The organism is Streptosporangium subroseum (assembly GCF_900188345.1).
In the GTDB taxonomy this organism is placed as follows: domain Bacteria; phylum Actinomycetota; class Actinomycetes; order Streptosporangiales; family Streptosporangiaceae; genus Streptosporangium; species Streptosporangium subroseum.
Map to the genome: position 1 here is coordinate 21,367 of NZ_FZOD01000042.1, position 25,357 is coordinate 46,723.

25 protein-coding genes are annotated in these 25,357 nt (G+C 69.1%); 9 read left to right on the plus strand and 16 right to left on the minus strand.

The features are described 5' to 3' along the window. The first annotated feature begins 258 nt into the window (after positions 1-258). The 4 genes from CHC08_RS31605 (at position 259) to CHC08_RS31620 (ending at position 3,242) form a co-directional block, all read left to right on the plus strand. Positions 259-528, plus strand: a complete 270-nt coding sequence (locus CHC08_RS31605) for a dienelactone hydrolase family protein (protein ID WP_089211042.1) — start codon at positions 259-261, stop codon at positions 526-528. Positions 529-671: 143 nt separating this feature from the next. After that, positions 672-905, plus strand: a complete 234-nt coding sequence (locus tag CHC08_RS31610; RefSeq protein ID WP_089211043.1) for a zinc-ribbon domain-containing protein — start codon at positions 672-674, stop codon at positions 903-905. A gap of 74 nt (positions 906-979) precedes the next feature. After that, positions 980-2,191 (plus strand): cysteine desulfurase-like protein, encoded by a 1,212-nt coding sequence (locus CHC08_RS31615; RefSeq protein WP_089211044.1) that lies wholly within the window; start codon positions 980-982, stop codon positions 2,189-2,191. A 43-nt stretch (positions 2,192-2,234) separates the two neighbouring features. Further along, on the plus strand, positions 2,235-3,242 hold the full coding sequence (locus tag CHC08_RS31620; RefSeq protein ID WP_089211085.1) for an aldo/keto reductase: 1,008 nt from the start codon (positions 2,235-2,237) through the stop codon (positions 3,240-3,242). A gap of 154 nt (positions 3,243-3,396) precedes the next feature. Here the strand turns inward: CHC08_RS31620 and CHC08_RS31625 are convergent, their stop codons facing one another. The 11 genes from CHC08_RS31625 to CHC08_RS31675 all read right to left on the minus strand — a co-directional run bounded on the left by CHC08_RS31625 (position 3,397) and on the right by CHC08_RS31675 (position 15,178). Then, positions 3,397-4,815: a M20/M25/M40 family metallo-hydrolase gene (locus tag CHC08_RS31625; protein WP_089211045.1), complete on the minus strand. Its 1,419-nt coding sequence runs from the start codon at positions 4,813-4,815 to the stop codon at positions 3,397-3,399. Between the two features lie 108 nt (positions 4,816-4,923). Continuing rightward, positions 4,924-5,736, minus strand: a complete 813-nt coding sequence (locus CHC08_RS31630) for an SAM-dependent methyltransferase (RefSeq protein WP_089211046.1) — start codon at positions 5,734-5,736, stop codon at positions 4,924-4,926. A 247-nt stretch (positions 5,737-5,983) separates the two neighbouring features. Beyond that, positions 5,984-6,865: an ABC transporter ATP-binding protein gene (locus CHC08_RS31635; protein WP_218825582.1), complete on the minus strand. Its 882-nt coding sequence runs from the start codon at positions 6,863-6,865 to the stop codon at positions 5,984-5,986. Then, the gene (locus tag CHC08_RS31640) at positions 6,862-7,674 is read right to left on the minus strand and encodes an ATP-binding cassette domain-containing protein (RefSeq protein ID WP_089211047.1); all 813 of its coding nucleotides are present in this window, start codon (positions 7,672-7,674) and stop codon (positions 6,862-6,864) included. Before CHC08_RS31640 ends, CHC08_RS31635 begins: the two co-directional genes overlap by 4 nt. Further along, positions 7,671-8,519 carry an ABC transporter permease gene (locus CHC08_RS31645; RefSeq protein WP_218825583.1) on the minus strand — a complete coding sequence of 283 codons (849 nt, stop codon included), beginning with the start codon at positions 8,517-8,519 and terminating at the stop codon, positions 7,671-7,673. The genes CHC08_RS31640 and CHC08_RS31645 overlap by 4 nt, the downstream gene beginning before the upstream one ends. 5 nt (positions 8,520-8,524) lie before the next feature. Beyond that, positions 8,525-9,490, minus strand: a complete 966-nt coding sequence (locus CHC08_RS31650) for an ABC transporter permease (protein ID WP_089211049.1) — start codon at positions 9,488-9,490, stop codon at positions 8,525-8,527. A gap of 35 nt (positions 9,491-9,525) precedes the next feature. Further along, complete coding sequence (locus tag CHC08_RS31655) at positions 9,526-11,073, minus strand: ABC transporter substrate-binding protein (RefSeq protein WP_218825584.1); 1,548 nt, start codon at positions 11,071-11,073, stop codon at positions 9,526-9,528. 97 nt (positions 11,074-11,170) lie between these two features. Further along, positions 11,171-11,896: a DUF1684 domain-containing protein gene (locus CHC08_RS31660; RefSeq protein WP_089211050.1), complete on the minus strand. Its 726-nt coding sequence runs from the start codon at positions 11,894-11,896 to the stop codon at positions 11,171-11,173. A gap of 503 nt (positions 11,897-12,399) precedes the next feature. Then, entirely contained in the window at positions 12,400-12,849 is a 450-nt protein-coding gene (locus CHC08_RS31665) for a cupin domain-containing protein (protein WP_089211051.1), read from the minus strand. A gap of 58 nt (positions 12,850-12,907) precedes the next feature. Then, positions 12,908-14,080: a glutathione-independent formaldehyde dehydrogenase gene (locus CHC08_RS31670; protein WP_089211052.1), complete on the minus strand. Its 1,173-nt coding sequence runs from the start codon at positions 14,078-14,080 to the stop codon at positions 12,908-12,910. Positions 14,081-14,311: 231 nt separating this feature from the next. Next, the gene (locus CHC08_RS31675; RefSeq protein WP_089211053.1) at positions 14,312-15,178 is read right to left on the minus strand and encodes an alpha/beta fold hydrolase; all 867 of its coding nucleotides are present in this window, start codon (positions 15,176-15,178) and stop codon (positions 14,312-14,314) included. 287 nt (positions 15,179-15,465) lie between these two features. Between CHC08_RS31675 and CHC08_RS31680 the strand changes: the two genes are divergently transcribed. Next, positions 15,466-15,933: a nuclear transport factor 2 family protein gene (locus CHC08_RS31680; protein ID WP_089211054.1), complete on the plus strand. Its 468-nt coding sequence runs from the start codon at positions 15,466-15,468 to the stop codon at positions 15,931-15,933. A 105-nt stretch (positions 15,934-16,038) separates the two neighbouring features. Here the strand turns inward: CHC08_RS31680 and CHC08_RS31685 are convergent, their stop codons facing one another. From CHC08_RS31685 to CHC08_RS31695, 3 genes are all read right to left on the minus strand, one after another. Further along, entirely contained in the window at positions 16,039-17,688 is a 1,650-nt protein-coding gene (locus CHC08_RS31685) for a heparinase II/III domain-containing protein (protein ID WP_245878683.1), read from the minus strand. A 198-nt stretch (positions 17,689-17,886) separates the two neighbouring features. Next, positions 17,887-18,936 (minus strand): CU044_5270 family protein, encoded by a 1,050-nt coding sequence (locus tag CHC08_RS31690; protein ID WP_089211055.1) that lies wholly within the window; start codon positions 18,934-18,936, stop codon positions 17,887-17,889. After that, on the minus strand, positions 18,929-19,522 hold the full coding sequence (locus CHC08_RS31695; RefSeq protein ID WP_089211089.1) for an RNA polymerase sigma factor: 594 nt from the start codon (positions 19,520-19,522) through the stop codon (positions 18,929-18,931). The genes CHC08_RS31690 and CHC08_RS31695 overlap by 8 nt, the downstream gene beginning before the upstream one ends. A gap of 203 nt (positions 19,523-19,725) precedes the next feature. Here CHC08_RS31695 and CHC08_RS31700 point away from each other — a divergent pair, with 203 nt between their 5' ends. Together CHC08_RS31700 and CHC08_RS31705 are read left to right on the plus strand one after the other, a co-directional pair. Then, positions 19,726-20,082 (plus strand): LLM class oxidoreductase, encoded by a 357-nt coding sequence (locus tag CHC08_RS31700; protein WP_089211056.1) that lies wholly within the window; start codon positions 19,726-19,728, stop codon positions 20,080-20,082. After that, positions 20,079-20,924 (plus strand): SDR family NAD(P)-dependent oxidoreductase, encoded by an 846-nt coding sequence (locus CHC08_RS31705; RefSeq protein WP_089211057.1) that lies wholly within the window; start codon positions 20,079-20,081, stop codon positions 20,922-20,924. The genes CHC08_RS31700 and CHC08_RS31705 overlap by 4 nt, the downstream gene beginning before the upstream one ends. Before the next feature lie 215 nt (positions 20,925-21,139). Here CHC08_RS31705 and CHC08_RS31710 read toward each other — a convergent pair whose 3' ends face one another. Beyond that, positions 21,140-21,958 (minus strand): PIG-L family deacetylase, encoded by an 819-nt coding sequence (locus CHC08_RS31710; protein WP_089211058.1) that lies wholly within the window; start codon positions 21,956-21,958, stop codon positions 21,140-21,142. A gap of 279 nt (positions 21,959-22,237) precedes the next feature. Here CHC08_RS31710 and CHC08_RS31715 point away from each other — a divergent pair, with 279 nt between their 5' ends. Further along, complete coding sequence (locus CHC08_RS31715; protein ID WP_089211090.1) at positions 22,238-23,356, plus strand: LLM class flavin-dependent oxidoreductase; 1,119 nt, start codon at positions 22,238-22,240, stop codon at positions 23,354-23,356. Positions 23,357-23,432: 76 nt separating this feature from the next. After that, positions 23,433-24,050 (plus strand): FMN reductase, encoded by a 618-nt coding sequence (locus CHC08_RS31720; RefSeq protein ID WP_089211059.1) that lies wholly within the window; start codon positions 23,433-23,435, stop codon positions 24,048-24,050. A gap of 154 nt (positions 24,051-24,204) precedes the next feature. Here the strand turns inward: CHC08_RS31720 and CHC08_RS31725 are convergent, their stop codons facing one another. Further along, positions 24,205-25,290, minus strand: coding sequence for a Gfo/Idh/MocA family protein (locus CHC08_RS31725; protein WP_089211060.1), 1,086 nt, complete (start codon positions 25,288-25,290; stop codon positions 24,205-24,207). Positions 25,291-25,357: the final 67 nt, after the last annotated feature.

Genomic DNA, 25,357 nt, shown 5'->3' on the forward strand with positions numbered 1-25,357 from the left:
CAGCCGTGGATCCCCTCGATGCGTGGTCCGGTGGGTGCTGGGCGCCGTGCGCGCCACCGTAGACCCGCCCTCTGGTCGATGTACAACCTCCCAGGTCAGCCGTGCTCCCCGAGGTCCGCATTCGCTCCAGCGCTGGTCCACAAAGGGTCCGCAATTGGTCCGCAGAGGACCGGCTCAGAGCAGCGTGAAGCGCGGAGGACCGCACCCCTGAAAATGGCCACTGACCTGCAGAAAGAACATCAATCTGGGTAGCTGTTAATGGATCTCAGAAGCACGATTGACAACGCCGACTTCTCCGGCTCCAAGGCCGCCGTCCTCGGGATCTACGCCGAACAGGACGCCCGGGTCAACGCTGGCCGTGACCAGGCGGAGGCCGCCCTAGAGAAGGCGGGTCTGAAGCACGAGCTCGTGACGTTCTCCGGCGTCAATCACGCCTTCTTCAACGACACCGGCCAGCGTTACAACGCCGATGCCGCCGCCGAGGCCTACCAGCGCGTCATCGGCTGGTTCGGCCGTTACCCGTCCTGATCCGCCACCGAGATAACATTCGAACAGCCCGCGCTTCCAGGGCCGGACGGGCGATGATCCACCGGCGTCCCGCGAAACGGCGAAGGGGACGGCGATTCACGGCTCGCGACGAGTGCGAACCGGTCCAGCTCGGGTATGCCGGAATGATGCTCATCTTCGGCTTACGCACTGTGATCCACCGGCTCGGCGTGCTGACGCTCGTCTGCCGCAACTGTGGCAACCAGGCGGCACAGGTACTGTCCAGACGGGTCACCAAGTTCAGTCTGTTCTTCATCCCGCTGTTCCCCGTGCGGACGAAGTACGGAATGCAGTGCACCTTCTGCGGGGCGTCCTACGACATCTCGAAGGACGAGGCGAGCCGGCTGGCGGCCCACTGAGTATCCTTCCATCACTACCGGTGATTATCGCCACATACTTCCCTTTGGCCTCTATGTCGTGAAGAGTACTTAATATGAGTTTTGATGTCGCGCACGTTCGCACGCTCTACCCTGCCCTGTCCGACGGATACGCCTGGCTGGACGCGGCAGCCGGAACTCAGGTTCCCCAGACGGTGATCGACGCCATCGTCTCCGCCTATCGGGGCGGCATCGGCAACAGCGGCGGCGCCTTTCCTGCCAGTGCTCGCTCGGACGCCATCGTCGCCGAGGCCCGTCAGGCGGTGGCGGACCTGGTCGGCGGCGACGCCGGCGGAGTGGTGCTCGGCCCGAACATGACGACCCTGACCTACCGGTTCGCCTACGCCCTGGCCAAGCGGTGGGGGCCGGGCGACGAGATCGTGGTCTCCCGCCTCGACCACGACGCCAACGTCCGTCCCTGGGTGCAGGCGGCCGAACGAGCGGGCGCCACCGTCCGGTGGGCCTCGGTCGAGGTGCCCTCGGGCGAGCTGCCCGCCGGGCAGTACGACGACCTGGTCACCGAGCGGACCCGGCTGGTGGCGGTCACCGCCGCGAGCAACGTTCTGGGAACCATGCCCGATGTTCCGCGGATCGCGGCGCGGGCACATGCCGTGGGGGCGCTGCTCTATCTCGACGGGGTGCACGCGACCCCGCACACGCCCACCGACATGGTCGCGCTCGGCGCGGACCTCTACGCCACCAGCGCCTACAAATGGTCGGGCCCGCACATCGGGGCGGTCGTCGGCCGGCCGGAGTTGCTGGAGGAGCTGCGGTCCGACAAGCTCGCCTCTTCCTCCGACGACGTGCCCGACCGGTTCGAAACCGGGACGCTGCCCTTCGCCGACCTGGCGGGCGTCACCGCCGCCGTCGATCACCTGGCCTCGCTCGACCCGCAGGCGGCCGGTACCCGGCGCCGGCGCGTCCTCACCTCGATGGCCGCGGTGGAAGCCCACGAGCAGGCCGAACTGGCCCACCTGCTCAAGGGCCTTTCGGCCCTGCCCCACGTACGGCTTGTCGGTTCACCGGCGCGGCGTACCGCCACCGTCTACCTCACCGTGGCCGATCACACCCCCCGCCAGGTGGCCGAGCACCTCGCCCGAGCCAAGATCAACGTGTGGGACGGGCACTGCTACGCCTGGGAGGTGACGGAGGCGCTCGGCATCCGTGACTCGGGCTCCGCCGTACGGGCCGGCCTCGTTCACTACAACGACCGATCCGACGTGGATCGCCTGCTCAACGCGCTGGAGGACCTCTCCCCCACCGGGTGAGGGAGATCGGCGTCCCCGCACACCGGTCGCTATATTTGTGAGCATGGAACCGCCAGGTAGGGAGTCTCCGGGCACCGGCGCGACGGCGCCGTTGCGCCGGTGCCTTCTGGGCCCCACCCGCCTGGCGGTGACGCCGCTCGGCCTCGGGCTGGCCGCGCTCGGCCGCCCCGCCTACATCACGCTCGGCCGCGACGAGGACTTCGGCGACGACCGCAGCGTGTCCACGATGCGGTCGCGGACGTGGGCCGTGCTCGACGCCGCCTGGGCGGCGGGCGTGCGTTACCTCGACACGGCCCGCTCGTACGGGCGCGCGGAGGAGTTTCTCGCCGGCTGGCTGCGCGAACGCGGGATCACCCCGGGAGCGGCGACGATCGGCTCGAAATGGGGATACGCATACGTCGGCGACTGGCGGCTGGACGCCGCGCGCCACGAGATCAAGGAGCTGTCCGCCACCCAGTTCCGCCGCCAGCTGGACCAGAGCCGTGCGCTGCTCGGTGAGCATCTGTCGCTGTACCAGATCCACTCGGCGACGGTGGAGAGCGGAGTGCTCGACGACAGAGGCGTGCTCGACCTGCTGCGCGAACTGCGGGCCGAGGGCGTCGCGGTCGGAGTCTCGACCACCGGGCCGCGCCAGGCGGACACGATCGAGCGGGTGATCGAGACCGGGCTGTTCGACACCGTGCAGTCGACCTGGAACCTCCTGGAACGCTCGGCCGGCGCGGCACTCGCCCGGGCGCACGAGGCGGGGATGGGTGTGATCGTCAAGGAGGGGGTGGCAAACGGGCGTCTGACCGCCCGCGCGGCACCGGCCGCGCTCGCGGCCGCCGCGCGCGAGCGCGACGTGACGCCGGACGCGCTCGCCCTCGCGGCCGTGCTCGCGCAGCCGTGGGCCGGGGTGGTGCTGAGCGGCGCGGCCTCGGTCGAACAGCTGCGCAGCAACCTGAGCGCCGCCGAGGCCGGCTGGGACGCGGAGCTCGACGAACGACTCGCCGGGCTGGCCGAGGACCCCGAGACCTACTGGTCCACGCGGGGCGCGCTGAGCTGGTCCTGACCGTGGCCGGCCCAGACCTGCCACTCTCCCCGGCCTGCCGCCCGTCCTGGACTGCCGCCCGTCCTGGACTGTCGCCTGCCGCCCGCCGCCTGTTCTGGCCTGCCGCGTGTCCTGGCCTGCCGCCTGCTCTGGCGCCGGTCGCCGCGGCGGGTGGTCAGTTGCGGGCGTGCGCGTCGAGGATGTGCGCGACGGCCTCGGTCACCTGCCCGGCGAACGCGATGTTCAGCCATTCGTCGGGCACGTGCATGTTCGAGTCCGCTCCCAGCGCGCCGGTGACGACAAACTGCGCGTCCGGATAGCGCCGGCCGAGCATCTCCATGAACGGGATCCCGCCGCCGATACCGAGGCTGCGGCACGGCTCGCCGAACACCTGATCGCCGATCTCCTCCAGCGTCGCGGCCAGCCAGGGCGCGGTCGCCGGGGCCTGCCAGCCGTTCAACAGCATGAAGTCTCCCACCTCGACCTGCGCGCCGTACGGCACCTCGGTGGTCAGGATCTTCACCAGCGCGGCTCGCGCGGCCTCGGCGTCGACCGTCGGCGGAGTCCGGAAGCTCAGCCGCAGGGACGTCGAGGCGCGCAGCACGGCTCCCGCCACCGCGGGGTCGGGGAGCCCGGCCGCGCCGATCACCGACAGCGTCGGCCGCCAGGTGTTGTTGAGGATGAGTTCGACGTCGTCGTCCGAGGCCGCCCGCATCCCGTCGGCGAGCCGATACCGGCGCGCGGCGGCTCCCGGCTCCAGCGCGGCGAGCGCCTCGGCCTCGGCCCGCCGCTCCTCGGGGATCGGCACGTTCATCTCGGGGACGGTGACCTCGCCGGTCACGGAGTCCTCCACCCGGTCGAGCAGGCGGCGCATGACGCGGAAGGAGCTCGGCACGATACCGCTGGCGAGCCCGGAGTGCGCGGAGGTCTCGAGGACCCGCACCGTGACGGTCGCCTGCACCACGCCACGCAGGCTCGCGGTCAGCCACATCCGCTCGTAGTCGCCGCCGCCGGCGTCCAGGCAGACCACCAGGGACACCTCACCGAGGCGGTCGGACAGGTGCTCCAGATACGCGGGCAGGTCCGGGCTGCCGGACTCCTCACCGGTCTCCAGCAGCAGGATCGCCCGGGCGTGTTCGCCACCCGCCGCCTGGACGGCGGCCAACGCGGTCGTCGCCGCGTAGCCCGAGTAGCCGTCGTCGACCGCGCCGCGACCGTAGAGCCGTCCATCACGCACCACCGGCTGCCACGGGCCCAGCCCATCCGACCAGTCGCCGAGCGGGGGCTGCTTGTCGAGGTGACCGTAGAGCAGCACGGTGCCGCGTGCCTCGGCGCCGGTGGTCGCGGGCACGTCCACGAGAAGTAGCGGGGCCCGGCCGTCGAGCTGGAAGACCTCACACTGGGCGCCCGGCAGCCCACGCGATGCGATCCAGTCCCGCACGTGGTCGGCAGCGGCTCGCAGATGACCGTTCCGCTCCCAGGCGGCGTCGTAGGCGGCCGACAAGGCGGGTATCTCCACCAGCCCCGAGAGGCTGGGCAGCACGTCTCCGTCCCAGTCCTTGATGACCGCTTCGCGAACTTTTCCATAATCCATAGCCGAATCATGGCACCCGACATCAACGAGGGCCCCGCCGGGCGCTTGGTACGGCAACGACGCTTCGACGATGAGCCGGCCGCGTTCCGGCGGTGGAAGCGGCGCTCTCTAGTGCTTGCGGGCGATCCCGCCGTACATGAGCCGCTGGCCCACGGTCAGTTTTTCAGGTTTCTCAGGGACGGGCCCGTCGGGTCGCCACAGAGGCAGCGGGACGACGCCCGGTTCGAGCAGCTCGAAGCCGTCGAAGAACGCGGTGATCTCCTCCGGCGTCCGAAACCGGCCGGTGCCGAGCAGCGCGAGATACTTCTGCTCGGCGTCGCGCGACTCCTGGGTGGAGGCGCAGAAGTGAGTGATGAAGAGATGGCTGCCCGAGGGGACCGCCGCCATGTAGGCCTCGACGATCCCCCGGGGGTCGTCGTCGTCGTGCAGGTGGTGCAGGACACCGACCAGCATCACGCCCACCGGCCGATCGAAGTCGATGAGCCGCTTGACGTCCGGGTCGGCGAGGATCGCCGCCGTGTCGCGCAGGTCGGAGGTGACGACCGCCGTGTGGTCGTTCTCCGCCAGCAGCGCCCGGCCGTGGGCCAGGACCATCGGGTCGTTGTCGACGTAGACGACCCGTGCCTCCGGGTTCGCGCGCTGCGCGACCTGGTGGGTGTTCTCCACGGTCGGCAGCCCCGAGCCGAGGTCGATGAACTGGGTGATGCCCTGGCCGGACAGGAATCGCACCCCTCGGCCGAGGACCTGGCGGTTGTAGGTCGCCACGTCGTAGATCTCCGGGACGACCTTCACGATCTCGGCGACGAAGGCGCGGTCGACGTCGAAGTTGTCCTTGCCGTTGAGGACGACGTCGTAGGCCCTGGCGATACTGGGCCTGGTCGTATCGATGTTGCTCTTCCACTCGTCCCGCTTGTCGGTCACAGGGGGAGCCCTTTCTCGCGATCCCGAAGCGATCCGAATGATCATATGGCGTGAAAAGTCAGAATTGTTGTGGCCGGGAGTGCCGTGCGCGGCGGGTTTCTCGTGCTCCGGGCCGCCGTCACGTGATCCGCACGGGTGGGTCAGTGCCGTTGACCGCGTGCGCGGGTAGCCGTTGACCGGCGCCTGCGGTTCCTGGGCGCCGTCGGGGGAACGGTCCCGTTGTTCCTTCACGAGCGCCGTCGCAGCGCTAAGCGCCAGAGGGAAGTCTCGGCACGCTGTCGACCAGCCGGCGCGTGTAGGGGTGGCTGGGAGAGCCGAGCACCGAGGCGGTGTCCCCCTGCTCCACGATGCGGCCCCGTTCGAGCACCGCCGTGTGCCGGCACAGCATCGCGACCACCGCGAGGTCGTGCGAGACCATCACGACGGTCAGCCCGTGGCTCTCCCCCAGCTCGGCCAGCAGGTCGACGACGCGCACCCGGGTGGAGACGTCCAGCGCGCTGACGGGTTCGTCCGCGAGCAGGACCCGGGGCTCGCACACGATCGCGCGCGCGATGGCGATGCGCTGGCGCTGCCCCCCGGAGAACTCGTGCGGGTAGCGGAGCGCGGCGTCCGCCGGCAGCCCGACGACCTCCAGCGCGGCGGCGACACGGTGATCCACGCGCGAGCCGCCCGGCTGGGCCGCCGTCAGGCCGAGCGAGCGGAGCGGTTCGGCGACGATCCTGCCCACGCGCTGCCGCGGATCGAGTGAGGAGTACGGATCCTGGAACACGGTCTGGACGTTGCGCCGGAACTCACGCATCTGACCGCGGTCCCGCAACGAGAGGGGCGCGCCGTCGAAGAGGACCTGGCCGCTGGTGGGCCGGGTCAGGCCGAGCAGCAGGCGCAGGAGGGTGGTCTTGCCCGCGCCGGACTCGCCGACCAGGGCCACGCTGCGCCCCGGGGTTATGGCGATCGAGACGTCGGTGAGTACGGGGGCCGCGCCGCGGTAGGCGAAACCCACCTGGCGCGCCTCAAGGATGGCCGGAGTCTCCGAGACCTCCGAGGTCGGCGGGATCTCCGGGGTCGACGGGATCTCCGGCGGGATCTCCGAGGCCGACGGGGACGGGGTCTCCGGGGTCGGCGGGGTCACAGTGTGATCCGATCCAGTGGGCTGTCGAGCTCCCGGGCGCTGTCCACCAGGGAGCGGGTGTAGGGGTGACGCGGCGCGTTCACGATGTCCCGGACGGCCCCCGCCTCCACGGCCCGGCCGTCCCGCAGGACGAGGACGTGGTCGGTGATGCGGGAGATGACCGCGAGATCGTGACTGATGAACAGCAGGGCCATCCCCCGGGCGGAGACCAGGCCGTCCAGCAGGGCGAGCACCTCCGCCTGCACCGTCACGTCGAGGGCCGTGGTGGGCTCGTCGGCGATCAGCAGCGCGGGTTCGCAGGCGAGAGCCATGGCGATGGCGACCCGCTGGCGCTGACCGCCGGAGATCTCGTGCGGATACGCCCTCGCGATGCGATCCGGTTCCGTGAGCCGAACCTCCTCGAGCGCCGCGACGACGGCGCGGCGCAGGGCGGCGCCGCGCAGTCCGTGCCTTCGCCCGAGGGGCTCGGCGAGCTGGCGGCCGACCCTCATGAGCGGGTCGAGCGCCGTCAGGGGTTCCTGGAAGACGACGGTCACGGCCCGGCCGCGCAGGCCGTTCAGGTCTCGCTCCGTCGCGCCGGTGATCTGGGTCCGGGGCAGCCCCGGGGCGTCCAGCACGACGCTGCCGCTCGCGGTCATCCCCGTCGGCAGCAGGCCCATGATCGCAAGCGCGGTCAGCGACTTGCCCGAGCCCGACTCGCCGATCAGGCCGAGTCTCGCGCCCGCTTCGAGCGTGAAGGACACGTCGGAGACGAGTTCGCGCCCCTGCCCGGAACGCACCCCGAGCCCCGTGACGTCGAGCAGGCTCATCGCGTTCTCCTCCGGGTCGGGTCGGCCACGTCCCTGAGTCCGTCGGCGATCAGGTTCACGCCGATGACGAGCACGACCAGGAGCACGCCGGGGGCGATCGCGCCGACCGGCGACGTGAGCACGGTCGCCTGGGCCTCCTGCAGCATGCTCCCCCAGGACGCGTTCGGCGGTGGGGGGCCCAGCCCGAGGTAGGACAGGGACGCCTCGGCCAGTACGGCGAGGCCGAGCTGCAGTGCGAGGTTGACCAGGAGCGTCGGCCAGATGTTCGGCAGGACGTGCTCGGTCACGACGCGCGGCCAGGAGGTTCCCGAGGTGCGCGACGCCGTGATGAAGTCCTGGGACAGCACGCGCTTGACGAGCACGCGGGTCAGCCGCGCCACGATCGCGGACATCGCCAGCCCGATCGCCAGGATGGCCGAGCCTAGGGACGCCTGCCGTACGGCGACCACGAGCATGGCCAGCAGCAGGGTGGGGAAGGCGATGAGGATGTCGAGCAGGGCCGAGATCGTGTCGTCGAGCCACCGGGTGGCGAAGCCCGCCGCCAGGCCGCCCGCGACTCCGAGAAGGCCGCCGAGCGCGACCGACCCGACCCCGACCGTCAGGGCGATTCGCGCACCGATCATCAGCTGGGTGAGCAGGTCCCGGCCGAGCTTGTCCGTGCCGAACAGGTGGGGCAGGCCGGGAGGCATGAGCCGATCGCCCGAGGTGTCGGCCGGGTCGTACGGAACCCAGAAGAACGAGACGACCGCGACGGCGACGATCATCCCGACGAGCACACAGCCGATCGCCAGGGTCGTGGACCGGCGCGAGCGCCGCGGGGTGCGGAGGGCGTCCGCCTCGGTCACGGCGGTCATCGCGCGTTGCCCGAGACGGTGCCGCGCAGCCGCGGGTCGATGAGCCGCTGGACGAGGTCGGCGACGAACCCGATCACCAGGACCGCGAAGGTGCTGACGAAGAGGATGCCCTGGATGACGGGATAGTCATGCTGTGCGATTCCCTTGATCAGCATGCTGCCGAGCCCCGGGAGGGCGAACACGCTCTCGACCACGACGGCGCCGAGAAAAGTGGTGGCGAGCTCGATTCCGAGGATCGAGACGACGGGAACGGCCGCGTTGCGCAGGCCGTGACGCCACATCGCCCCGGTGAAGGAGGAGCCGAGCGCCCTGAACGTCCGCAGGTAGTCGCTGCCGAGCACGTCCAGCGTGGCGGAGCGGACATAGCGGATGAGCGACGCGGACATGACGAGGGCGATCGTGACGACGGGCAGGGCCAGCGAGGTGAGGGCGTCGGCCGGATCGGCCCAGTCGTCGCGCGGGAACCCTCCGGCCGGCAGCACTCGGAGACGGAGCGAGAACACGGTGATCAGCAGCATTCCCACCCAGAAGGCCGGCACCGCGATACCCAGCTGGGACAGCCCGCTGAGCAGCGAGCCGTACCAGCTGTTCGAGCGGTAGGCCGCGATGAAACCGATCGGCACGGCCACGACGACCGCCAGGAGAAAGGACAGAAGGGTGAGGGGAACGGTGACGGCCAGGCGCGAGGCGATCTCCGGGCCGACCGGAAGGGTGCTGACGAACGACGTGCCCAGGTCGAAGGTCACCAGCCGGCCGAGCCAGGAGACGAACTGCTCCAGCAACGGGAGATCCGACCCGATCTGGTGGCGAGCGGCCGCGATCTGCTCCGGGGTGGCCCCGATCGACAACAGCGAGTTGGCGGGGTCACCGGGCAGCAGGCGCAGGAGGAGGAAAAGCAGCACGCTGGCCAGGAACAGCGAGATGACGAGGAAGGCCGCTCGCCGCAGCAGGTAGGTGGCCATGGCGAATCAGGCCGCCCGCCAAGGCGACACGGACATCAGCTCTTCTTGATGGTGTAGGCGTAGAACTGCGAGTTCAGGCCGTTGATCGGGTAACCCGACAGCGACGACGACGCCACGACGATCTGCGGATAGAGATAGAGCCAGTCGCTGGCGGCGTCCGCGGCGATCTGCTGGTTGGCCTTCTTGAGCAGGGCCGCCTGATCGTCGGTCGTGTCCGACTGCTCGGCCTGGTTCACCAGCTTGGTGACCTCGGGGTTGTCGTATCCCCAGTAGAAGTCGGGATTGCCGTACCAGACGACGTCGCGGTCGTTGACGTGCTCCTGCAGCGTCGCGGCGAAGTCGTGGTTCTTGAACACCTTGGTGTACCACTCGTCGGCGGTGATGACGTTGATCGTGACGGTGATGCCGACCTTGGCCAGCTCTCCCTTGATGAACGTGGCCGCGGTGGGGTGCGGGTCGTAGTTCGGGGTGTCGAGCGTGAAGCTGAACCCATTGGCGTAACCGGCCTCGGAGAGCTGCTTCTTGGCCAGTTCCACGTCGTAGGGGTTCACCGTGGTGAGGTCCTCGTACCACGGGTCGGTCGGCGGGACCATCGAACCGATCAGGGTTCCGTAGTCGCCCCAGATCGAGTTGAGCAGCTTGCGGTTGTCGATGGCGGAGGTGACGGCCTTGCGGACGAGGGCGTTGTCGAACGGCTTCACCCGGTCGTTGAAGGCCAGCAGGAGCTTGGTCGTCGAATGACCGTCGTTGACCTTGTAGTCCTTGTTGTCCTTGAACTGGGCCAGGGCGTCCGGGCTCTGCTCGCTGGTCACGATGTCGACGGCATTGGTCAGCAGCGCGTTGTTGAGGGCGGTCGCCGCCGTGAAGTAGTGGAACACCACCCCCTTGTTCGTCGGGGGCGTGCCCCAGTAACCCGCGAACGGGTCCAGGCTCAGCGAGGAGCCCCGCTTCCACGTGCCGAGCTTGTAGGGACCGGTGCCGTCCTCGGAGGTCGTGAGGTCCTTCGCCTGGTTGTTGATGACCCACACGTAGCTGAGGTTGTAGACGAACGAGATCGACTTGGTCGACAGCTTCACGGTCACCGTGCTGTCGTCGGGAGTCGTGATGCTCTTGATCCCGGTGAAGCTGCTCTTACGGGCGGACTGCGAGTCCTTGGCGAGGACCTTTTCGATGCTGTACTTCACGTCGGCGGAGGTGAGCGGGTCGCCCGAGTGGAACGTGACGCCGCTCTGCAGCGTGAACGTGTAGGTGAGACCGTCGGGGCTGACCTTGTAGTCCTTGGCGAGAAGATTCTCGACCTTGCCGTCGTCGCCGAGCTTGAACAGGCCCTCGTAGACGTTGCCGTTGAACGCCTCGGTCACGCCCTGCCCGCCGCCGCCCGTGTTGTCGAGGTTCTGCGGCTCGTAGAGCGAACCGACCTCGATCGTCGCGTTCGGGTCGGCCGAGCCGGTCGATGATGACGTGCTCCCCGAGCCGGCCGCCGGGGCGTTCTCCGAGCCGGAGCCGGAGCCGGAGCCGCAGGCGGTGAGGGTCAGCGCGACCATGAGGGTGGCGCCGACGAGCGACGTCATCTTGCTTTTCACTGTTTCTCCTGATCAGTGGCCGTACGGCCGGACGTGATGGGCGATCTGAGCCTCACCGGCGCAGGGATGTCGTCCCGCGCATCGGCTCGGCTCCGCTTCAGTGGATCGCGTAGCCGTCGAGGAACGCCGGAAGCCTCTCGCCCGCGTCGACGGCGACGTGGAAGCGGTTCTGCGGCGGCGGCAGCGGGCAGTTGTAGTGGGCGGAGAATCCGCACGGCGGGACGAAGGCCCGGTTGAAGTCGAGCACGACCTGGTCGCTGCCGGGCACGCGCGGCACGATCAGGAACCGGCCGGCGGCGTAGGTGTTCACGCCGTTGGTCCTGTCACCGAAGACCAGGAGCAGCGTTCCGTCGTCGTCGAACGCGCTCAGCGAGTAGGCGACGTCGTGCAGGGTGAAGGTGATGTCGCCGGGAACGACAAGCTCGCGGGTGCCGCCGTTGTCGCGAATGTGCTCGAACGGGATACGACGCGACCCGGGCACCTCCGTGAAGGTGGCCTCGATCACCCAGTCCGGGTTGAACGGGAACGCCTCGACGGTGTCGAAGTGCTGGATCGACGGTGCGTTCGCGTCCCAGAGGCGAATGCCACGTTCCAATTCGCCGGTGTCGATGTTCCGGCGTTCCAGCCTGGTCGCCGTCACGCTGCTCGGCCGGCCGGAGAGCGCGTCCTCGAGGGATTCGTCCTGATCGCTCGCCTGCCAGCGGGTCTCGACGAGCGCGAGGTTGCCCGCCGGTGCGATGAGGGAGGTCAGCCGGGACGCCCGCCAGGCGTCCCAGCCGGCACGCGCGGAGTCGATGGTGCGCGCGGAAGCCAGTGCGGGCATGGTTGTGAACAGCTCACTTCGTTCTGGGCAGGCGGCGCCTGCCGATCGTGCTTGGGGTGGACGCGTCGCCGGTGACGGGCACGGTGCACACCATTGACGATCTTCCGATTAAGCCTACCAAAATAGTCGGCTTTGTCCAATTTGGACAGCAAATCCGTTTTCGGACAGTTACCATCAATGCGACAGAGGCCCGAAATACGCTTCGCGACAGATGATCAGACCGTACGGGGTGCCACCCGCGGGGCCTCGGGAGGTGGAGACGGCCGCCTCGGGGCCGACGCGGGACAGCGGTCCGGCGGGAGTCCCGCCGATAAGTCCGATCTTCACTGCGTCACCTCCCCGCGGTCGTCGCCTCTACGGGAGACCGGCAACGCCGTGACCACCTCGGATATTTCCCTGCCACGAACCGGTCAGGGATCGCGAACACCGGGCTGGTGCCGCCTGCCGCCGTCGGTCAGGCCTCCGGCGTCGACCGCACCGGTCTTCGAGCCGGCTTCAGCGGCCTATTGCGGGACGGCGTACTCGACCGTCGGCGCCTCGCTGTATTTGTCGAGCTCGGGGAGGTTGACCACGATCGGGTCCACGCCGGACCGGACAACCGCCCAGACCGTCTCGTACTCGGCGGAGGCATTGATCTCCTGGTGAATGACATGGGCGGGGACGAACACGAAGTCACCGCGCCCCGCTTCCGCCATGTTCTCCAGCCGGTCCCCCCACCGGTACCGGGCCGTGCCGCTGACGACGTACAGGACGGTTTCCTGATCCCCGTGATGGTGCGCCCCGGTCGCCGCGCCGGGCTTGACCGTGCTCAGGAACGCCGAAAGATGTGCCGCGTCCGGGTTCCGGGCGTCAAAGGCCACCTCGCGGATCAGCCCGGGAGTCTGCGTCGTGTTTCTGTCAAGGGCTTCGCCGTGGACGACCCTGACCTGCTTGCTGCGATGAATGTCACTCATGGTTACCCCTTTCTCCAACGCCACGAAGCGATCACCCATACCCCTGAAGCGCCGGCCGTCACGGCCGCAGGACGGCCTTGATGACTCCGTCGACGCGCTGGTCGAAGGCCCGGAACAACCCGGGCGCGTCATCAAGGCGCCCATGATGGGTGACCACCACACTGGGACGGGCCCGGCCGGACAGCACGAGGTCACGGAGCAACACCGTGTAGCGACGATCGTGCGTACGACCGAACCTCACCGAAACCCCCTTGGAGAAGAACGTCGCCCACGGCACCGTCAGGCGGCCGTCGGCGTGCCCCTCGGGGGCCGGATGCCGATCTTTCTCGGCGTAGACGCCGATGATGCCCAGATGCCCGGTCGGATTGACCAGCCGGGCGAGATCACCGATGACCTGGGCCGGGTTCTCCGCCCCAGGCTCCAGGCGGTCGTGAGACTGGAACCCCACCGCGTCGATGCCCGCCTGGACCCCGCTCATCGCCGCCTCACCGGGCGCCAGGCCACCGGCCCGGCGAAGCTCGCGGATCTGCTCCACGGGATCCGCCAGCCGGTAGTCGACGGGAACGGCGCCCATCTCCCCGGCCTTGTCCAGCCGCTCGGGCACCTCATCGACGACGTAGACCTCGGCGGCACCCTTCAGCAGAGAGCTGTAGGCCGCGAGCAGGCCGACGGTCCCGGCGCCGAACACCGCGACCGTCGCGCCCGCGGCCACCTGCGCCAACTCGGTCGCATGCCATCCGGTCACGAACGCGTCGGCCAGCAACACCAGGTCGTCTTCACGGTCGTCGCCCGGCTCCCCGGGCACCGGGATGCAGTTGGCGTCGGCGAAGGGCACCCTCAGCAGCTCGGCCTGCGCACCGCGGTAGGGCCCCATGCCCGCGTAACCGTACGCCGCGCCGAAGCCCCCCGGGCGCACCCGCAGGCAGGCGGCCGACAGTCCCCGCGCGCAGTTGACACACACTCCGCAGTAGACGTGGGTCGGGATCACCACCCGGTCCCCGGGTTTGACCATCTCGACCGCGGAACCGGCCTGCTCGACGACGCCGAGAGGCTCGTGCCCCAGGACCAGGCCGGGCGTGGCTCCGGTGCGCCCGTCGTACATGTGCAGGTCGGTCCCGCAGATCGCGCTCGAACTGATCCGGACGACGACGTCCTCGGGTTTCTCGAGCACCGCGTCGGGGACGTCCTCGACCGCGACCGAGCGGGTGCCGACGAAGACGACGGCCTTCATACCGGCCGTCCATCGCTGGTGCTCATCCGTACCCCCGTCTCTCATCCGGCGGCCGACGGCCGCACCACACACCCCCGCCATGCGTCCAGTTTTGACATAAATAAACACAAATCAACGCGGACGTACCCACTCACTGACCGCCCACGCGTACTCCGACGTAACGAGCGGGGAGATCTTGCACCCTTCCCACGGCGGACAGTGGACGCCGCCCAGATGCGAGCACAACACCGCTCAGGTCAGGACCCTGCCGAGGAAACCGCGGATGTAGCCCGTGATCGCGTCAAGATGGCTCTCCAGCGCGAAGTGCCCCGCGTCGAGGAAATGGATCTCGGCATCGGGCAGGTCGCGCCGGAAGGCCCGGGCACCGTCCGGGCCGAAGATCTCGTCGTTGGCGCCCCAGACCGCCAGCAGGGGCACCTGACTGGTGCGAAAGTACTCGTGGACGCTCGGATAGAGGTCGACGTTGGCCGGATAGTCGTGAAAGAGCTGCAACTGGATCTCGGCATTGCCCGGCCGGTCCAGCAGGACCTGATCGAGCGTCCAGGTGTCCGGGCTGACCAGGCTGGGATCGGGCACGCCGTTCAGATACTGCCAGCGGACGCTCTCCGGGGTCAGAGCACCCCGTACGGCCGGCTCGGTGGCGGGGCCGGGCGCGGCGGCGTAGGCGAAGAGCCCGTTCCAGAACGTGTCGACGAACCCGTCGACGTAGGCGTTTCCGCTCTGCGTGACGATCGCGGTGATCCTGTCGGGGAAACGGGTCGCCAGGTGCCAGCCGATGGGGGCGCCGTAGTTCTGAACGTAGAGCGCGTACCTGTCGAGCCCGAGGTGGGCGAGAAGGCCGGCGGTGACGTCGGTGAGGGCCGCGAAGGTATAGGGAAACTCCTGGAGCGAGGGCGCCGAGGAGTAGCCGAAGCCGATGTGGTCGGGGGCGATGACGTGATACCGGTCGGCCAGCGCCGGGATGAGGTTGCGGAACATGTGCGAGCTGCTCGGGAAACCATGCAGAAGCACGATGGCCGGTGCCTCGCGCGGGCCCGCCTCCCGGTAGAAGACGTTTAGGCCGTCGATGCTCACGGTCAGATGGCGGACAGGAATCATCTCCGATCCCCCTGTTCCGTTGATCTGGCTCCTGCGTTCGGTCCGGCACATCATTCCTAACCCGCGATACGCCATATTACGGCTAGGAATTCGGAAAGAAATGCGGTCGAACCACGACGGGAATGCATTGTCCGCGCCACCCGGCATCCGCCTCGACTCCGACGCGCCGTCACCATCGATGACGAACGCCGGATAAAACCGTACCCTGAGGATCAGGGAGAGGGCGAAGCTCGCAGAACCACTCCGACGCTTTCCAAGAACTGTCACACGGACCGCAAGGAGAGAATATGGCGGCGCGTTCTCCACTTCCCCCGTTCACTCGCGATACCGCCATTGAGAAAATCAGGCTGGCGGAAGACGCCTGGAACACCCGCAATCCGGAGCAGGTGGCTCAGGGCTACACGCTGGACTGTTACTGGAGGAACCGCGCGGAATTCGTGAACGGACGCGACGAGATCATCGCTTTTCTCACGCGAAAATGGACGAGAGAGCTGGACTACCGGCTCATCAAGGAACTGTGGGCCTTCGACGGCAACAGGATTGCCGTGCGCTTCGCCTACGAATCCCACGACGACTCCGGAAACTGGTTCCGTTCCTACGGCAACGAGAACTGGGAGTTCAACGAACAAGGGGTGATGGTCGTGAGATACGCCTGCATCAACGACCTCCCCATCAAGGAGTCGGAGCGCGAATACCACTGGCCGCTGGGGCGTCGACCGGACGACCATCCGGGGCTGAGCGATCTCGGTTTCTGACAGGTTCGGTGTCCCCCGGCGTGTCCTGACGAGGACACACCGATCTCCGTGACACCCCTGGCGAGGACACCGGTCTCCGTGACAACCGCCGGCCGTACCGGGCCCTCAGCCGATCGCCCATGCCGGACGCGGCTGGTCAGGCGAGGAGACGAAGGAGACGGGACCGCCGGGAGTGCCGACGGTCACCGTCGCGCCGGACCACGAGACCTTCGGATCGGCGGTGCCGGGCACGATCAGGGTCAGCACGGAACTCACCGGCGGGGAGAGCACCGTCGCCACCTCGGCCTTTTCGAGATAGCGGGGTGAGATCGCTCCAGGCCGCACCGTCTGGCCGCTGATCGGCCGGCACGAGGGCATCGCGAACTGGAGCAGGGTCGCCCGCCAGTCCCCGTCGGCCAGCACTACCCTGCCGTCGTGGTTGGAGATCACCCGAAGCGACGGGCCGAAGTGCCACAGGTTGCGCAGCCTCGATGAGGCCGGCACCGAGTCCAGCACGGCCATCAGATCGGCCCCGTGGTTGACCAGGACCGAGCGGGTACGGCTGACGCCGTACGCGGTGTCGGTGAGCCGGTAGGACTGCCGCGTGCGTTCGACCGACGAGCCCACGAGGCGCGTCGCCGTACCCTCGCGGAACTCGGCGCCCACCACGATGGGGACGTTGTGCGCCTCGGGTGAGGTCGTCCACTTCCGGTAGGGCGTCTTCTCGTAGGAGTGGAAGCCCGCCTCCACGAGGATGTCGCGTCCCTGGGCGTGGTAGGTGACGCCCAGATGATCCTCGTGGCCGTGAAGCCGGCGTCCGGGTCCGAACCTGATCGAGTAGTGGGCCGATCTCGCGTCGTTCCACGCCGTCCTGCCGAAGACGTAACCGCCGTCGAACACCTTCACGGTGTCCTCCTCATGCGGGAAACCCTCCGGGCGCACGTCGGCCGGACTGTCTCCGATCGGCACCAGTCGGCCGTCGGGCTGGGTGGCATGGCTGACGTACGTCTCCAGCGACCTGCGCCGCGCGGCGAGGTCCGCGGGGATCTCGGCCCCGCAGCTTCTGATCGCCTCCATCGCCACGCCCAGCCGCCGGTGAACGTAGACGCCGTATCTCGGAGCCTGCTCGTGCAGCACGCCCTGCGCGTCGATGGCGAGCCTCGCCGACCTGGTCATCCGCCGGATGGCCAGGTCCTTCCACCGCTCGTGGCCGAGGCGGCAGCCGATTGCCAGCAGCGCGATGTCCTGGTCGAGGCCGTGGTTGTGGCCCTCCTTGTAGAGCGCGGCGTCGGACAGGATCCGGGCGTGCTCGATCAGGCTGTCCGACAGCCAGCCGGACCGCACGTACGCGCTGAGGCAGACCAGCGCCGGTGCGCGCAGGGCGACCGGGTGCTCGGCCCAGGCCCAGGGGCTGAGACCGGCCCCGCCGCGGGGGTTCTTCCGCACCCAGTCCTCGGCGATCCCGGCGGCGCGGTCGAGATACTCTCGCTTCCCCGACCGCTCGTACTGCACGACCAGCCGTCCCATCCACCTCAGCGCGTGAAGGTTCAGCGCCCACGAACGGTTCTGGTGCGGGTTGAGATGCCAGTCGATGTCCGTGCCCACGTCGACGGCCGGTAGGCCGACAAACGTGACCCTGCCCTCCATGACCTCGGACACCTTGATCTCAGGGAACTGGCCGGCCACGCGGATGACCGGGCCGTCGCTCGTCGCGAGGGAGGGTGCGACGGAACGGCTCGTGGTCAGGCCGAGTGCCGTACGGGCATGCCGAAACAAGCGATTGCTCCAAAGAATGGTGTGGGCGGCCCGCGCACGCCCTCGCGAACCGGGCGGACAGGCCTGGGAGGGCGGACGCACGGGCTCAGGACGGGCAGGCTCAGGACGGGCGGGCGAGCAGGAGGAACGGGATCAAGAAAGGGGGTGAGCGGGAGAAAGGGGTACGGGCCCAGGAAAGGCGGGCGAGCTCGGAGGGGTCTAGGGAAGGTCGGGAACGGCCGGCTTGTCGTCCGTCCAGCCCGCGTCGAGGACCACCTCGACCTGATCGCCCGTGACGCCCGGCCGCCCCGTGACGGTGGAGGACAGCACCTGGGAGCTGTCGGGATCGATGATCAGCGTCCGCCGGACAGGCGGAGCCGCCTGCAGGGTGAAGGAGAACGCGGCCCCCGCCCTGCCCTGCTCGTCGGTCGCCTTACCCAGATACCGGACGTTCGGCAGGTCGGCGAGAGCCCGGTAGGCGGCCGCGCGCACGTCCGGCGGCGACGGCTTACTCCACAGCAGGCCGCTGAGCGCGTCCGCGACGACACCGTCGGTAGAGCCGCCCGGCACGTCCCGCACGGCCTCGGTCACCCAGTCCTTCAGGGCCGCGGGGTCGGCCGGGAGTCCCCGCAGCTGCTCGAAGGTCATCTGGTGACCGGCCATGCTGAAGGGGACCTTGCCGGTGACCGCCCTGAGCATGCCCTTGTCCGGCGACGTGGACAGCACGTCTCCCTCGCTCGACCATTCGGTGGGAGAGCCGTCGCGACGCCAGGCCTCCTCGTCGGCTCCGCTCATCGGACGCGCCCCCAGCGCCCGAGAACCGGACCAGACCCGGCCGTCCCTGGCGACCCACTGCTCGGTGAGCCGTGACTCCACCACCCGGTAACGGTTCTCACCCCGCCCCAGTCGTTCCGGGTACGTCTGCCTGTACAGCTTCCTGACGCGCCAGTAGGCGCCGGTCGCCGCGGATCCGGATTCGGCCGTGGTCGCCGCCGCGAGCAGGACCGACCGCCCGGAGATCGCCGTGGTCTGGTACGGCGCCCCGGCGATCTCCGTGACCTGGTTCGGCGGCCCCGCCCGCCCGATCACCGAGGGAACCGCGATCGCCGTCGCCGCGGCGACGGCGAGACCGGCCACGGCCACCGTCCATGACAACCGCCGGCGCCGCCGCAGCAGCTCGGCCTCCAGCCGCTTCCGCACCCTGGCCTTGAGGATCGGGTCGGCCTGCGGCTCGCCGTACAGCTCGCGGATCGTCTTCAGCTCATCCACGGCCGGCCTCCTCGGATTCGAGTATCGGGTTGGTGCCGCCCAGCGTGGCGCGCAGTTTTTTCCTGGCCCGGTTCAGCCGTGACCCGACGGTCCCGTACGGGATGTCCAGGGCGGTGGCGATCTCCTCGTGGCTCAGCCCGGCCAGGGCGACGAGGAGCAGGACGTCGCGATCCCGCTGGTTGAGCCCGGCCATCGCCGCCGCGAGGCTCGGCCGCAGGCTCTCCGCGCTGACCTGGGCGGCGACCTGTTCCTCGTGCCCGGGGATGTCGGTGTCCACCCCGTAGCGCCCGAGCGCGCGCAGGGTGCGTACCTCGAAGCGGCGGTGCTTGCCGATGAGGTTGGTGGCGATGCCGTACAGCCACGCCCGCACACTGGCGAGGGACGGGTCGTAGCGCGCCCGTTTGCGGAACGCGGTGAGAAACGTCTCGGCGACGATGTCCTCCGCGTGGTCGGCCCCGAGCCGCTGGGCGACGTAGCGGTGGATCTCACCGAAGTAGGTGTCGAAGATCGCGCTGAACCGCTCGGACTCATCGAGGGAGAGCTGGATGACCTCGGCGTCCCCCACCGGATGAGCGGCCCAGGACATCGTCGTCACGATGGCCCCCCTGTCATGTGCAACGGTTCAAGCGCGAATGGCGGTCACCTCTTATCACCCGATCCACCGATTCACTTTCACGGTCATAGCCTGACATCTCAGGCCGTCTTGGGAATTCATGGTCATCCGACCTGGTTAGTCGGGTTATGACCATAGGTGTTGCTCTATCGGCGCCGGCGGACGCGGAGCACGTGGTGCCCCGACTGCTGTCGGCGGCAACGGCGGCGGGACGACCCGCTCCGCGCGTCGTCGCGCTCGTCGCCGGAGTTGTCACCGACGACGTGGAGACCGCGCGAGAGGCCGCAGCTCAGCAGACCGCCTTCTACGACCGGATCCCCTCCTATCAGAAGGTGATCGAACTGTCGGGGGCGTCGCGCGCCGCCGACCTCGTCGAGATCGGCGACGAGAAGGCGATCGCCGCGGCGGTGCGCCGCTACTTCGACGCGGGCGCGACCGAGGTGGTGTTCACCCAGACCAACCTGGCCGGGCCGCAGGGCCGCGAGCGCACCTGGCGGCTGCTCGGCGAGCTGGCCGGAAAGGAGAAGGCATGAAGACAGTGGTGATCACCGGCGGCACCGACGGGATCGGCCGGGCGCTGGCGTCCGAACTGCTCGGCGAGGGAGCGACGGTTATCGTCGTGGGCCGGAATCCGGCCAAGGGCCGGGATTTCCTCACCGCGGCGGACAAGGCGGGCTCCGCCGACCGGGCCCGGTTCGTCACGGCCGACCTCAGCCTGCTCGCCGAGACCGAGAAGGCCGTCGCGGAGATCCGCGCGGAGATCCCGGTCGTCGACGCGCTGGTGCTGTGCGCCCGGCACTATCGGTCCCGGCGGACCGTGACGTCGGAGGGGCTGGAGGAGAACTTCGCGCTGTTCTACCTGAGCCGGCGCCTGTTCGGCCAGGGACTGGCCGACGCGCTGGCGGCAGCCGAGGCGCCGGTCGTGGTGAACGTCGCCGGGCCGGGGGCGCCGCTGGACATCGTGCGCTGGGACGACCTGCAACTGCGGCACGGATACCACGGGGGCGCCGCGCTCGGCCAGGGCGGCAAGCTCAACGACCTGCTCGGCATCGCCTTCTCCGAACGCCACGGCGGACGGGGCATCCGCTACGTGCTGGTCCATCCGGGCGTCACCGCGACGGGCTTTTCCGGCGAGTACGACCAGGCGACCCTGCCGCACATCCGGTCGATGCAGGCCGGCGCCAAGCCTGTGTCGGCCGCCCTGCCGCCGATCCTCTCGGCCATCGAACGGCCCCCGGCGGCGGCGCTCAGCGCCTTCGTCGAGGGCCGCGAGCTCGACGTGTCCGGACCGGATTTCGATCCGGCGGCCGCGCGACGGCTGGAGGCCCTGACCGAGCGTCTCCTCGCCGCGCGGCGCGATGTCAGGTCGCGGTGACCCGGCCCGGGACGTGCGCGGAGGGGTAAGTCCGTTTACACCGTGTGTGCGAGCGGCCACTGTTCGGTGAGCAGCGATCCGGGTTGCTCTGGGACAGCCTTCGGGCCGAAAGGCGCGGGATCAGCGGACTTGTCAGGTCCTCGTCGCACGACCTGACGTGCACCGGCTAGGGGATTGGTGGACGCCGGGCCGTTCGCATGCCCGCGAGGATCTTCCTATCGGAGGCCGTCGAAGAGGTCGTCCTCGTGGTCGGCGGCCTCGGGGACGTGGTTGATCTGGCGGATGAAGGACTCCGTGGCGAACACCTGGTGCTGGGCCTCGGCGGGCAGGCGCAGGAAGAAGATGTTCTCGCCCTGGCTCGCGTGCGCCTGCAGCGCCTTGACCTTGCGCTCCACGTAGGGAGCCACGTCGACCACTGTGGTGATCTGCTCCTGCGGGACGCCGAAGTCATCGGGAAGCTCCATGCCCTCGGGAGCGGCATCGATCGAGCGGAGATACTCGAACCACTCGGCCATGCGCTCACGGGGCACCGCGGTGTAGTAAAGCTTGCGGGGAATGCCGCTGGCCTCGGTCGCGGCCATGGCGATCCGGTGGGCCTGAATGTGGTCGGGGTGGCCGTAGGCACCGTTCTCGTCATAGGTGACGACAACCTGGGGGCGATAACGCTCCATCAACTCGGCCAGCCGACCGGCGGCCACCTCGACGGGAACGTTGGCAAAGGCGTCCTCCGCCTCGTTCCCGGACCAGCCGACCATGCCGGAGTCACGGTAGCCGAGCAGCTCCACGTGCGAGATCCCGAGATGGGCCGCCGATTCGCGGAGCTCCTGCAGGCGCACCGCGCTCACCGCCGCCTCGTCATGTCCCGGCTCCCCCGGCTTCACCCCGCCGGGACCGTCACCCTGCTCACCGTTGGTGCAGGTGACCAGGACGGTGCGGATGCCCTCGTCCGCATACCTGGCGAGGATGCCGCCCGTGCCGAGCACCTCGTCATCAGGGTGGGCGTGAACGGCCATCACTGTGAGTTCGTCATTCATGGATGTCAACCCCTCCGTAAGAGGGCCATACGGCCCCGCACACTCTACGGCGGCCAACGAGCACCCGAAATTTCGCGCTTAGCTCGGAAAACCCACTACCTTCCATAGCGGCCACAACCGCCGATCCACCGGCCGCTCGACGAACATGGCGATCACAGACGTGCGAGCCGGCCGCCGGGCGGCAGAGGGTCCGGACGGCAGGAATAAGTACGCCCACCCTGGCGCTAAGGGTAATTGAAATTTCAACGACAGTGATCGAGATGGAGAATGGTGAGCACGATGCAGTTCGGAATCTTCACCGTGGGAGACGTCACCCCAGACCCCACCACGGGCAAGACGCCGAGTGAGCAGGAGCGGATCAAGGCGATGGTGGCCATCGCGCTCAAGGCGGAAGAGGTCGGCCTCGACGTCTTCGCGACCGGTGAGCACCACAACCCGCCCTTCGTGCCGTCGTCGCCGACGACCATGCTCGGCTACATCGCCGCCCGCACCGAGCGGATCATCCTCTCCACGGCCACGACGCTGATCACCACCAACGACCCGGTCAAGATCGCCGAAGACTTCGCCATGCTGCAGCATCTGGCGGACGGACGCGTCGACCTGATGATGGGCCGCGGCAACACCGGGCCGGTGTATCCGTGGTTCGGGCAGGACATCCGCCAGGGCATCCCGCTGGCCGTCGAGCACTACGCGCTGCTGCACCGGCTGTGGCGCGAGGACGTGGTCGACTGGCAGGGCAAGTTCCGCACGCCGCTGCAGAGCTTCACCTCCACGCCCCGGCCGCTGGACGGGGTCCCGCCGTTCGTCTGGCACGGCTCGATCCGCAGCCCGGAGATCGCCGAGCAGGCCGCCTACTACGGCGACGGCTTCTTCGCCAACAACATCTTCTGGCCCAAGGACCACTACATCCGCCTGATCGAGCTGTACCGGGAGCGTTTCGCCCACTACGGCCACGGCACCGCGGAGCAGGCGATCGTCGGACTCGGCGGTCAGGTGTTCATGCGCAAGAACTCCCAGGACGCCGTCCGTGAGTTCCGCCCCTACTTCGACAACGCGCCCGTGTACGGCCACGGCCCGTCGCTGGAGGACTTCACCGAGCAGACCCCGCTCACCGTGGGCAGCCCGCAGGAGGTCATCGACAAGACCTTGACCTTCCGTGACTCCTTCGGCGACTACCAGCGCCAGTTGTTCCTGATGGACCACGCGGGGCTGCCCCTGAAGACCGTGCTGGAGCAGCTCGATATCCTCGGCGAGGAGGTCGTGCCCGTGTTGCGCAAGGAATTCGCCGCCGGCCGGCCGAGCCAGGTGCCGGACGGTCCCACCCACCGGTCCCTCGTCGCCCAGCGCGACGCCGAGACCGGCGACCAGCCCCCGGTCCCCGCGGGCTCCCCCGCCTGACCTCCGCCCAGGCACGAACAAGCAGTCGGCGTCTCCCCGGGCGCGAGCCCGGGGTGTTCCACACGGAAGGAATTCGATGAGCCCCCTCAATCTCGTGGTCGTCTCGGCCGGTCTCAGCCAGCCCTCCTCGACCCGCCTGCTGGCCGACCGCCTGGCCGAGGCGACCAGGCAGCGCCTGGCGGAGGACCGCCCGGTCGAGGTACGCGTGGTCGAACTGCGCGACCTGGCCGTCGACATCGCCAAGAACCTGGTGACCGGGTTTCCCAGCGCCGCACTGCGTGAGGCGCTCGAGGCGGTGACCGAGGCGGACGGCGTCATCGCGGTGACGCCGATCTTCACCGCCTCCTACAGCGGCCTGTTCAAGTCGTTCTTCGACGTGATCGACAACACCGCGCTCGTCGGAAAGCCCGTGCTCGTCGCGGCGACCGGCGGAACGGCCCGGCACTCGCTCGCCCTCGATCACGCGCTGCGCCCGTTGTTCGTCTACCTGCGCGCGATCGTCGTGCCCACCGCCGTCTACGCCGCCTCCGAAGACTGGGGCACGGGCGGGGACGCACGCACCGACGGCCTCCCCACCCGGATCGCCCGCGCGTCGGAAGAGCTGTCCGATCTCATCCTGCGCCGGCCCGCCGCGCCCAAACAGGTCGAAGCCGTCGTCCCGTTCGAGCAGCAGCTCGCGGCACTGCGCCCCTGACCCCGGGCGGGTAAGGAACCGGTGGCCGTGACGTCACCCCGGCCACCGGCTTCTCACACCCTGGAGTCACCCCGGCGTCATCTCGACCACCGGCTCCTCACACCGTGGTACCGGCCCCGGCTCATTGCCGGCCGTTCAGCGCCATGACACGCACCTACCGGCCCCAGGCCTCGCGGCCCGTCGTGACGCCGGCCCCGGTGCGCACCGACTCCTCGATCGCCAGGCTGAGCAGGTGGTCCTGACAGCCGTCGGCCAGGGAGTAGGGCTCCGGGGCCTCTCCCCGGCACCACGACGTCATCTGGCACAGGAGCGAGACGACGGCCAGGTCGTCCTCGGAGAACTTCGCGCCCTGGTAGTCGTTGCGATAGACCACGCGCCCGTCGAAGCTGATGTGGTCCAGGTCGAAGCCCTCCAGGTTGAGGTCGATCCCGGTCTGGCGTCGCGTGAGGTGCGACTCCACCGGGCTCCTCGGGTCGATCATGCGCACCACGCGGTCGTCCACCAGCTCGCCCATGGATCCGCGGATGACGATTCGCCGGCTGCGCAGGGGGTTCCACCACTGGTTGTCGGTGAAGTCGTAGAGCCCCATCCCCTCGGCGAACTCCAGGGTCGCGATCGTGGTGGCCGCCTTCTTCGGCGACGAGTCACCCGTCCAGCCGTCCCTGGTCATGGGGTCGACCAGCGGGCCGGTGAAGGACCGGGCCGTCACCGTGGTCTCCTCGAAGCCGGCCCCGAGCATGTGCCGGATCATGGACACGGCGTGGTACAGGTGCGTCGAGGAGACCTGTACGGAGCTCACCTCTCCGAGGATCCCCTCGCGGACGAGCGCCAGCCTCGCCGCGTGACCCGGCATGTGCAGATACTGCTCCGCGACCTGCACCAGACCGCTGGTCCCGACGGCGGACCAGAGATCGCGCAGCCCCTCCAGGTCGGCCGCCGGCGGCGTCTCCGCCAGCACCGGGACGTCGAACCTCACCAGTTCCTTCGTCACCTCCGGGGTGATCTGCCACGGAACCGAGGGGATGACGAACTCGGGGCGCTCCGCCGCGAGCATCTCCGCGACGGAACGGAACGTCGGCACCCCCCAGGCGGCCTCGACCTCGGCACCCCGCTCGCTCGACCTGGTCACCACACCCGACACCGACAACCGCTCCGGCAGTTGCCTGGCCAGACGCAGGAAGAACTCCGAACGCCATCCGCTACCGACCAGGCCGAAACGACCCGCTGACTGTGAACTCATCATGATTCCTCTTCGTGCGACGGACGCCGATGTGCTGGGCCACCCAGTCGTCCGGGCTGTCGAGGAC

Coding starts and splice junctions, on each gene's coding strand:
- CHC08_RS31605 (WP_089211042.1), top strand. CDS start 259: ATGGATCTCAGAAGCACGATTGACAACGCCGACTTCTCCGGCTCCAAG.
- CHC08_RS31610 (WP_089211043.1), top strand. CDS start 672: ATGATGCTCATCTTCGGCTTACGCACTGTGATCCACCGGCTCGGCGTG.
- CHC08_RS31615 (WP_089211044.1), top strand. CDS start 980: ATGAGTTTTGATGTCGCGCACGTTCGCACGCTCTACCCTGCCCTGTCC.
- CHC08_RS31620 (WP_089211085.1), top strand. CDS start 2,235: ATGGAACCGCCAGGTAGGGAGTCTCCGGGCACCGGCGCGACGGCGCCG.
- CHC08_RS31625 (WP_089211045.1), bottom strand. CDS start 4,815: ATGGATTATGGAAAAGTTCGCGAAGCGGTCATCAAGGACTGGGACGGA.
- CHC08_RS31640 (WP_089211047.1), bottom strand. CDS start 7,674: ATGAGCCTGCTCGACGTCACGGGGCTCGGGGTGCGTTCCGGGCAGGGG.
- CHC08_RS31650 (WP_089211049.1), bottom strand. CDS start 9,490: ATGGCCACCTACCTGCTGCGGCGAGCGGCCTTCCTCGTCATCTCGCTG.
- CHC08_RS31660 (WP_089211050.1), bottom strand. CDS start 11,896: ATGCCCGCACTGGCTTCCGCGCGCACCATCGACTCCGCGCGTGCCGGC.
- CHC08_RS31665 (WP_089211051.1), bottom strand. CDS start 12,849: ATGAGTGACATTCATCGCAGCAAGCAGGTCAGGGTCGTCCACGGCGAA.
- CHC08_RS31670 (WP_089211052.1), bottom strand. CDS start 14,080: ATGAAGGCCGTCGTCTTCGTCGGCACCCGCTCGGTCGCGGTCGAGGAC.
- CHC08_RS31675 (WP_089211053.1), bottom strand. CDS start 15,178: ATGATTCCTGTCCGCCATCTGACCGTGAGCATCGACGGCCTAAACGTC.
- CHC08_RS31680 (WP_089211054.1), top strand. CDS start 15,466: ATGGCGGCGCGTTCTCCACTTCCCCCGTTCACTCGCGATACCGCCATT.
- CHC08_RS31695 (WP_089211089.1), bottom strand. CDS start 19,522: ATGTCCTGGGCCGCTCATCCGGTGGGGGACGCCGAGGTCATCCAGCTC.
- CHC08_RS31705 (WP_089211057.1), top strand. CDS start 20,079: ATGAAGACAGTGGTGATCACCGGCGGCACCGACGGGATCGGCCGGGCG.
- CHC08_RS31710 (WP_089211058.1), bottom strand. CDS start 21,958: ATGAATGACGAACTCACAGTGATGGCCGTTCACGCCCACCCTGATGAC.
- CHC08_RS31715 (WP_089211090.1), top strand. CDS start 22,238: ATGCAGTTCGGAATCTTCACCGTGGGAGACGTCACCCCAGACCCCACC.
- CHC08_RS31720 (WP_089211059.1), top strand. CDS start 23,433: ATGAGCCCCCTCAATCTCGTGGTCGTCTCGGCCGGTCTCAGCCAGCCC.
- CHC08_RS31725 (WP_089211060.1), bottom strand. CDS start 25,290: ATGAGTTCACAGTCAGCGGGTCGTTTCGGCCTGGTCGGTAGCGGATGG.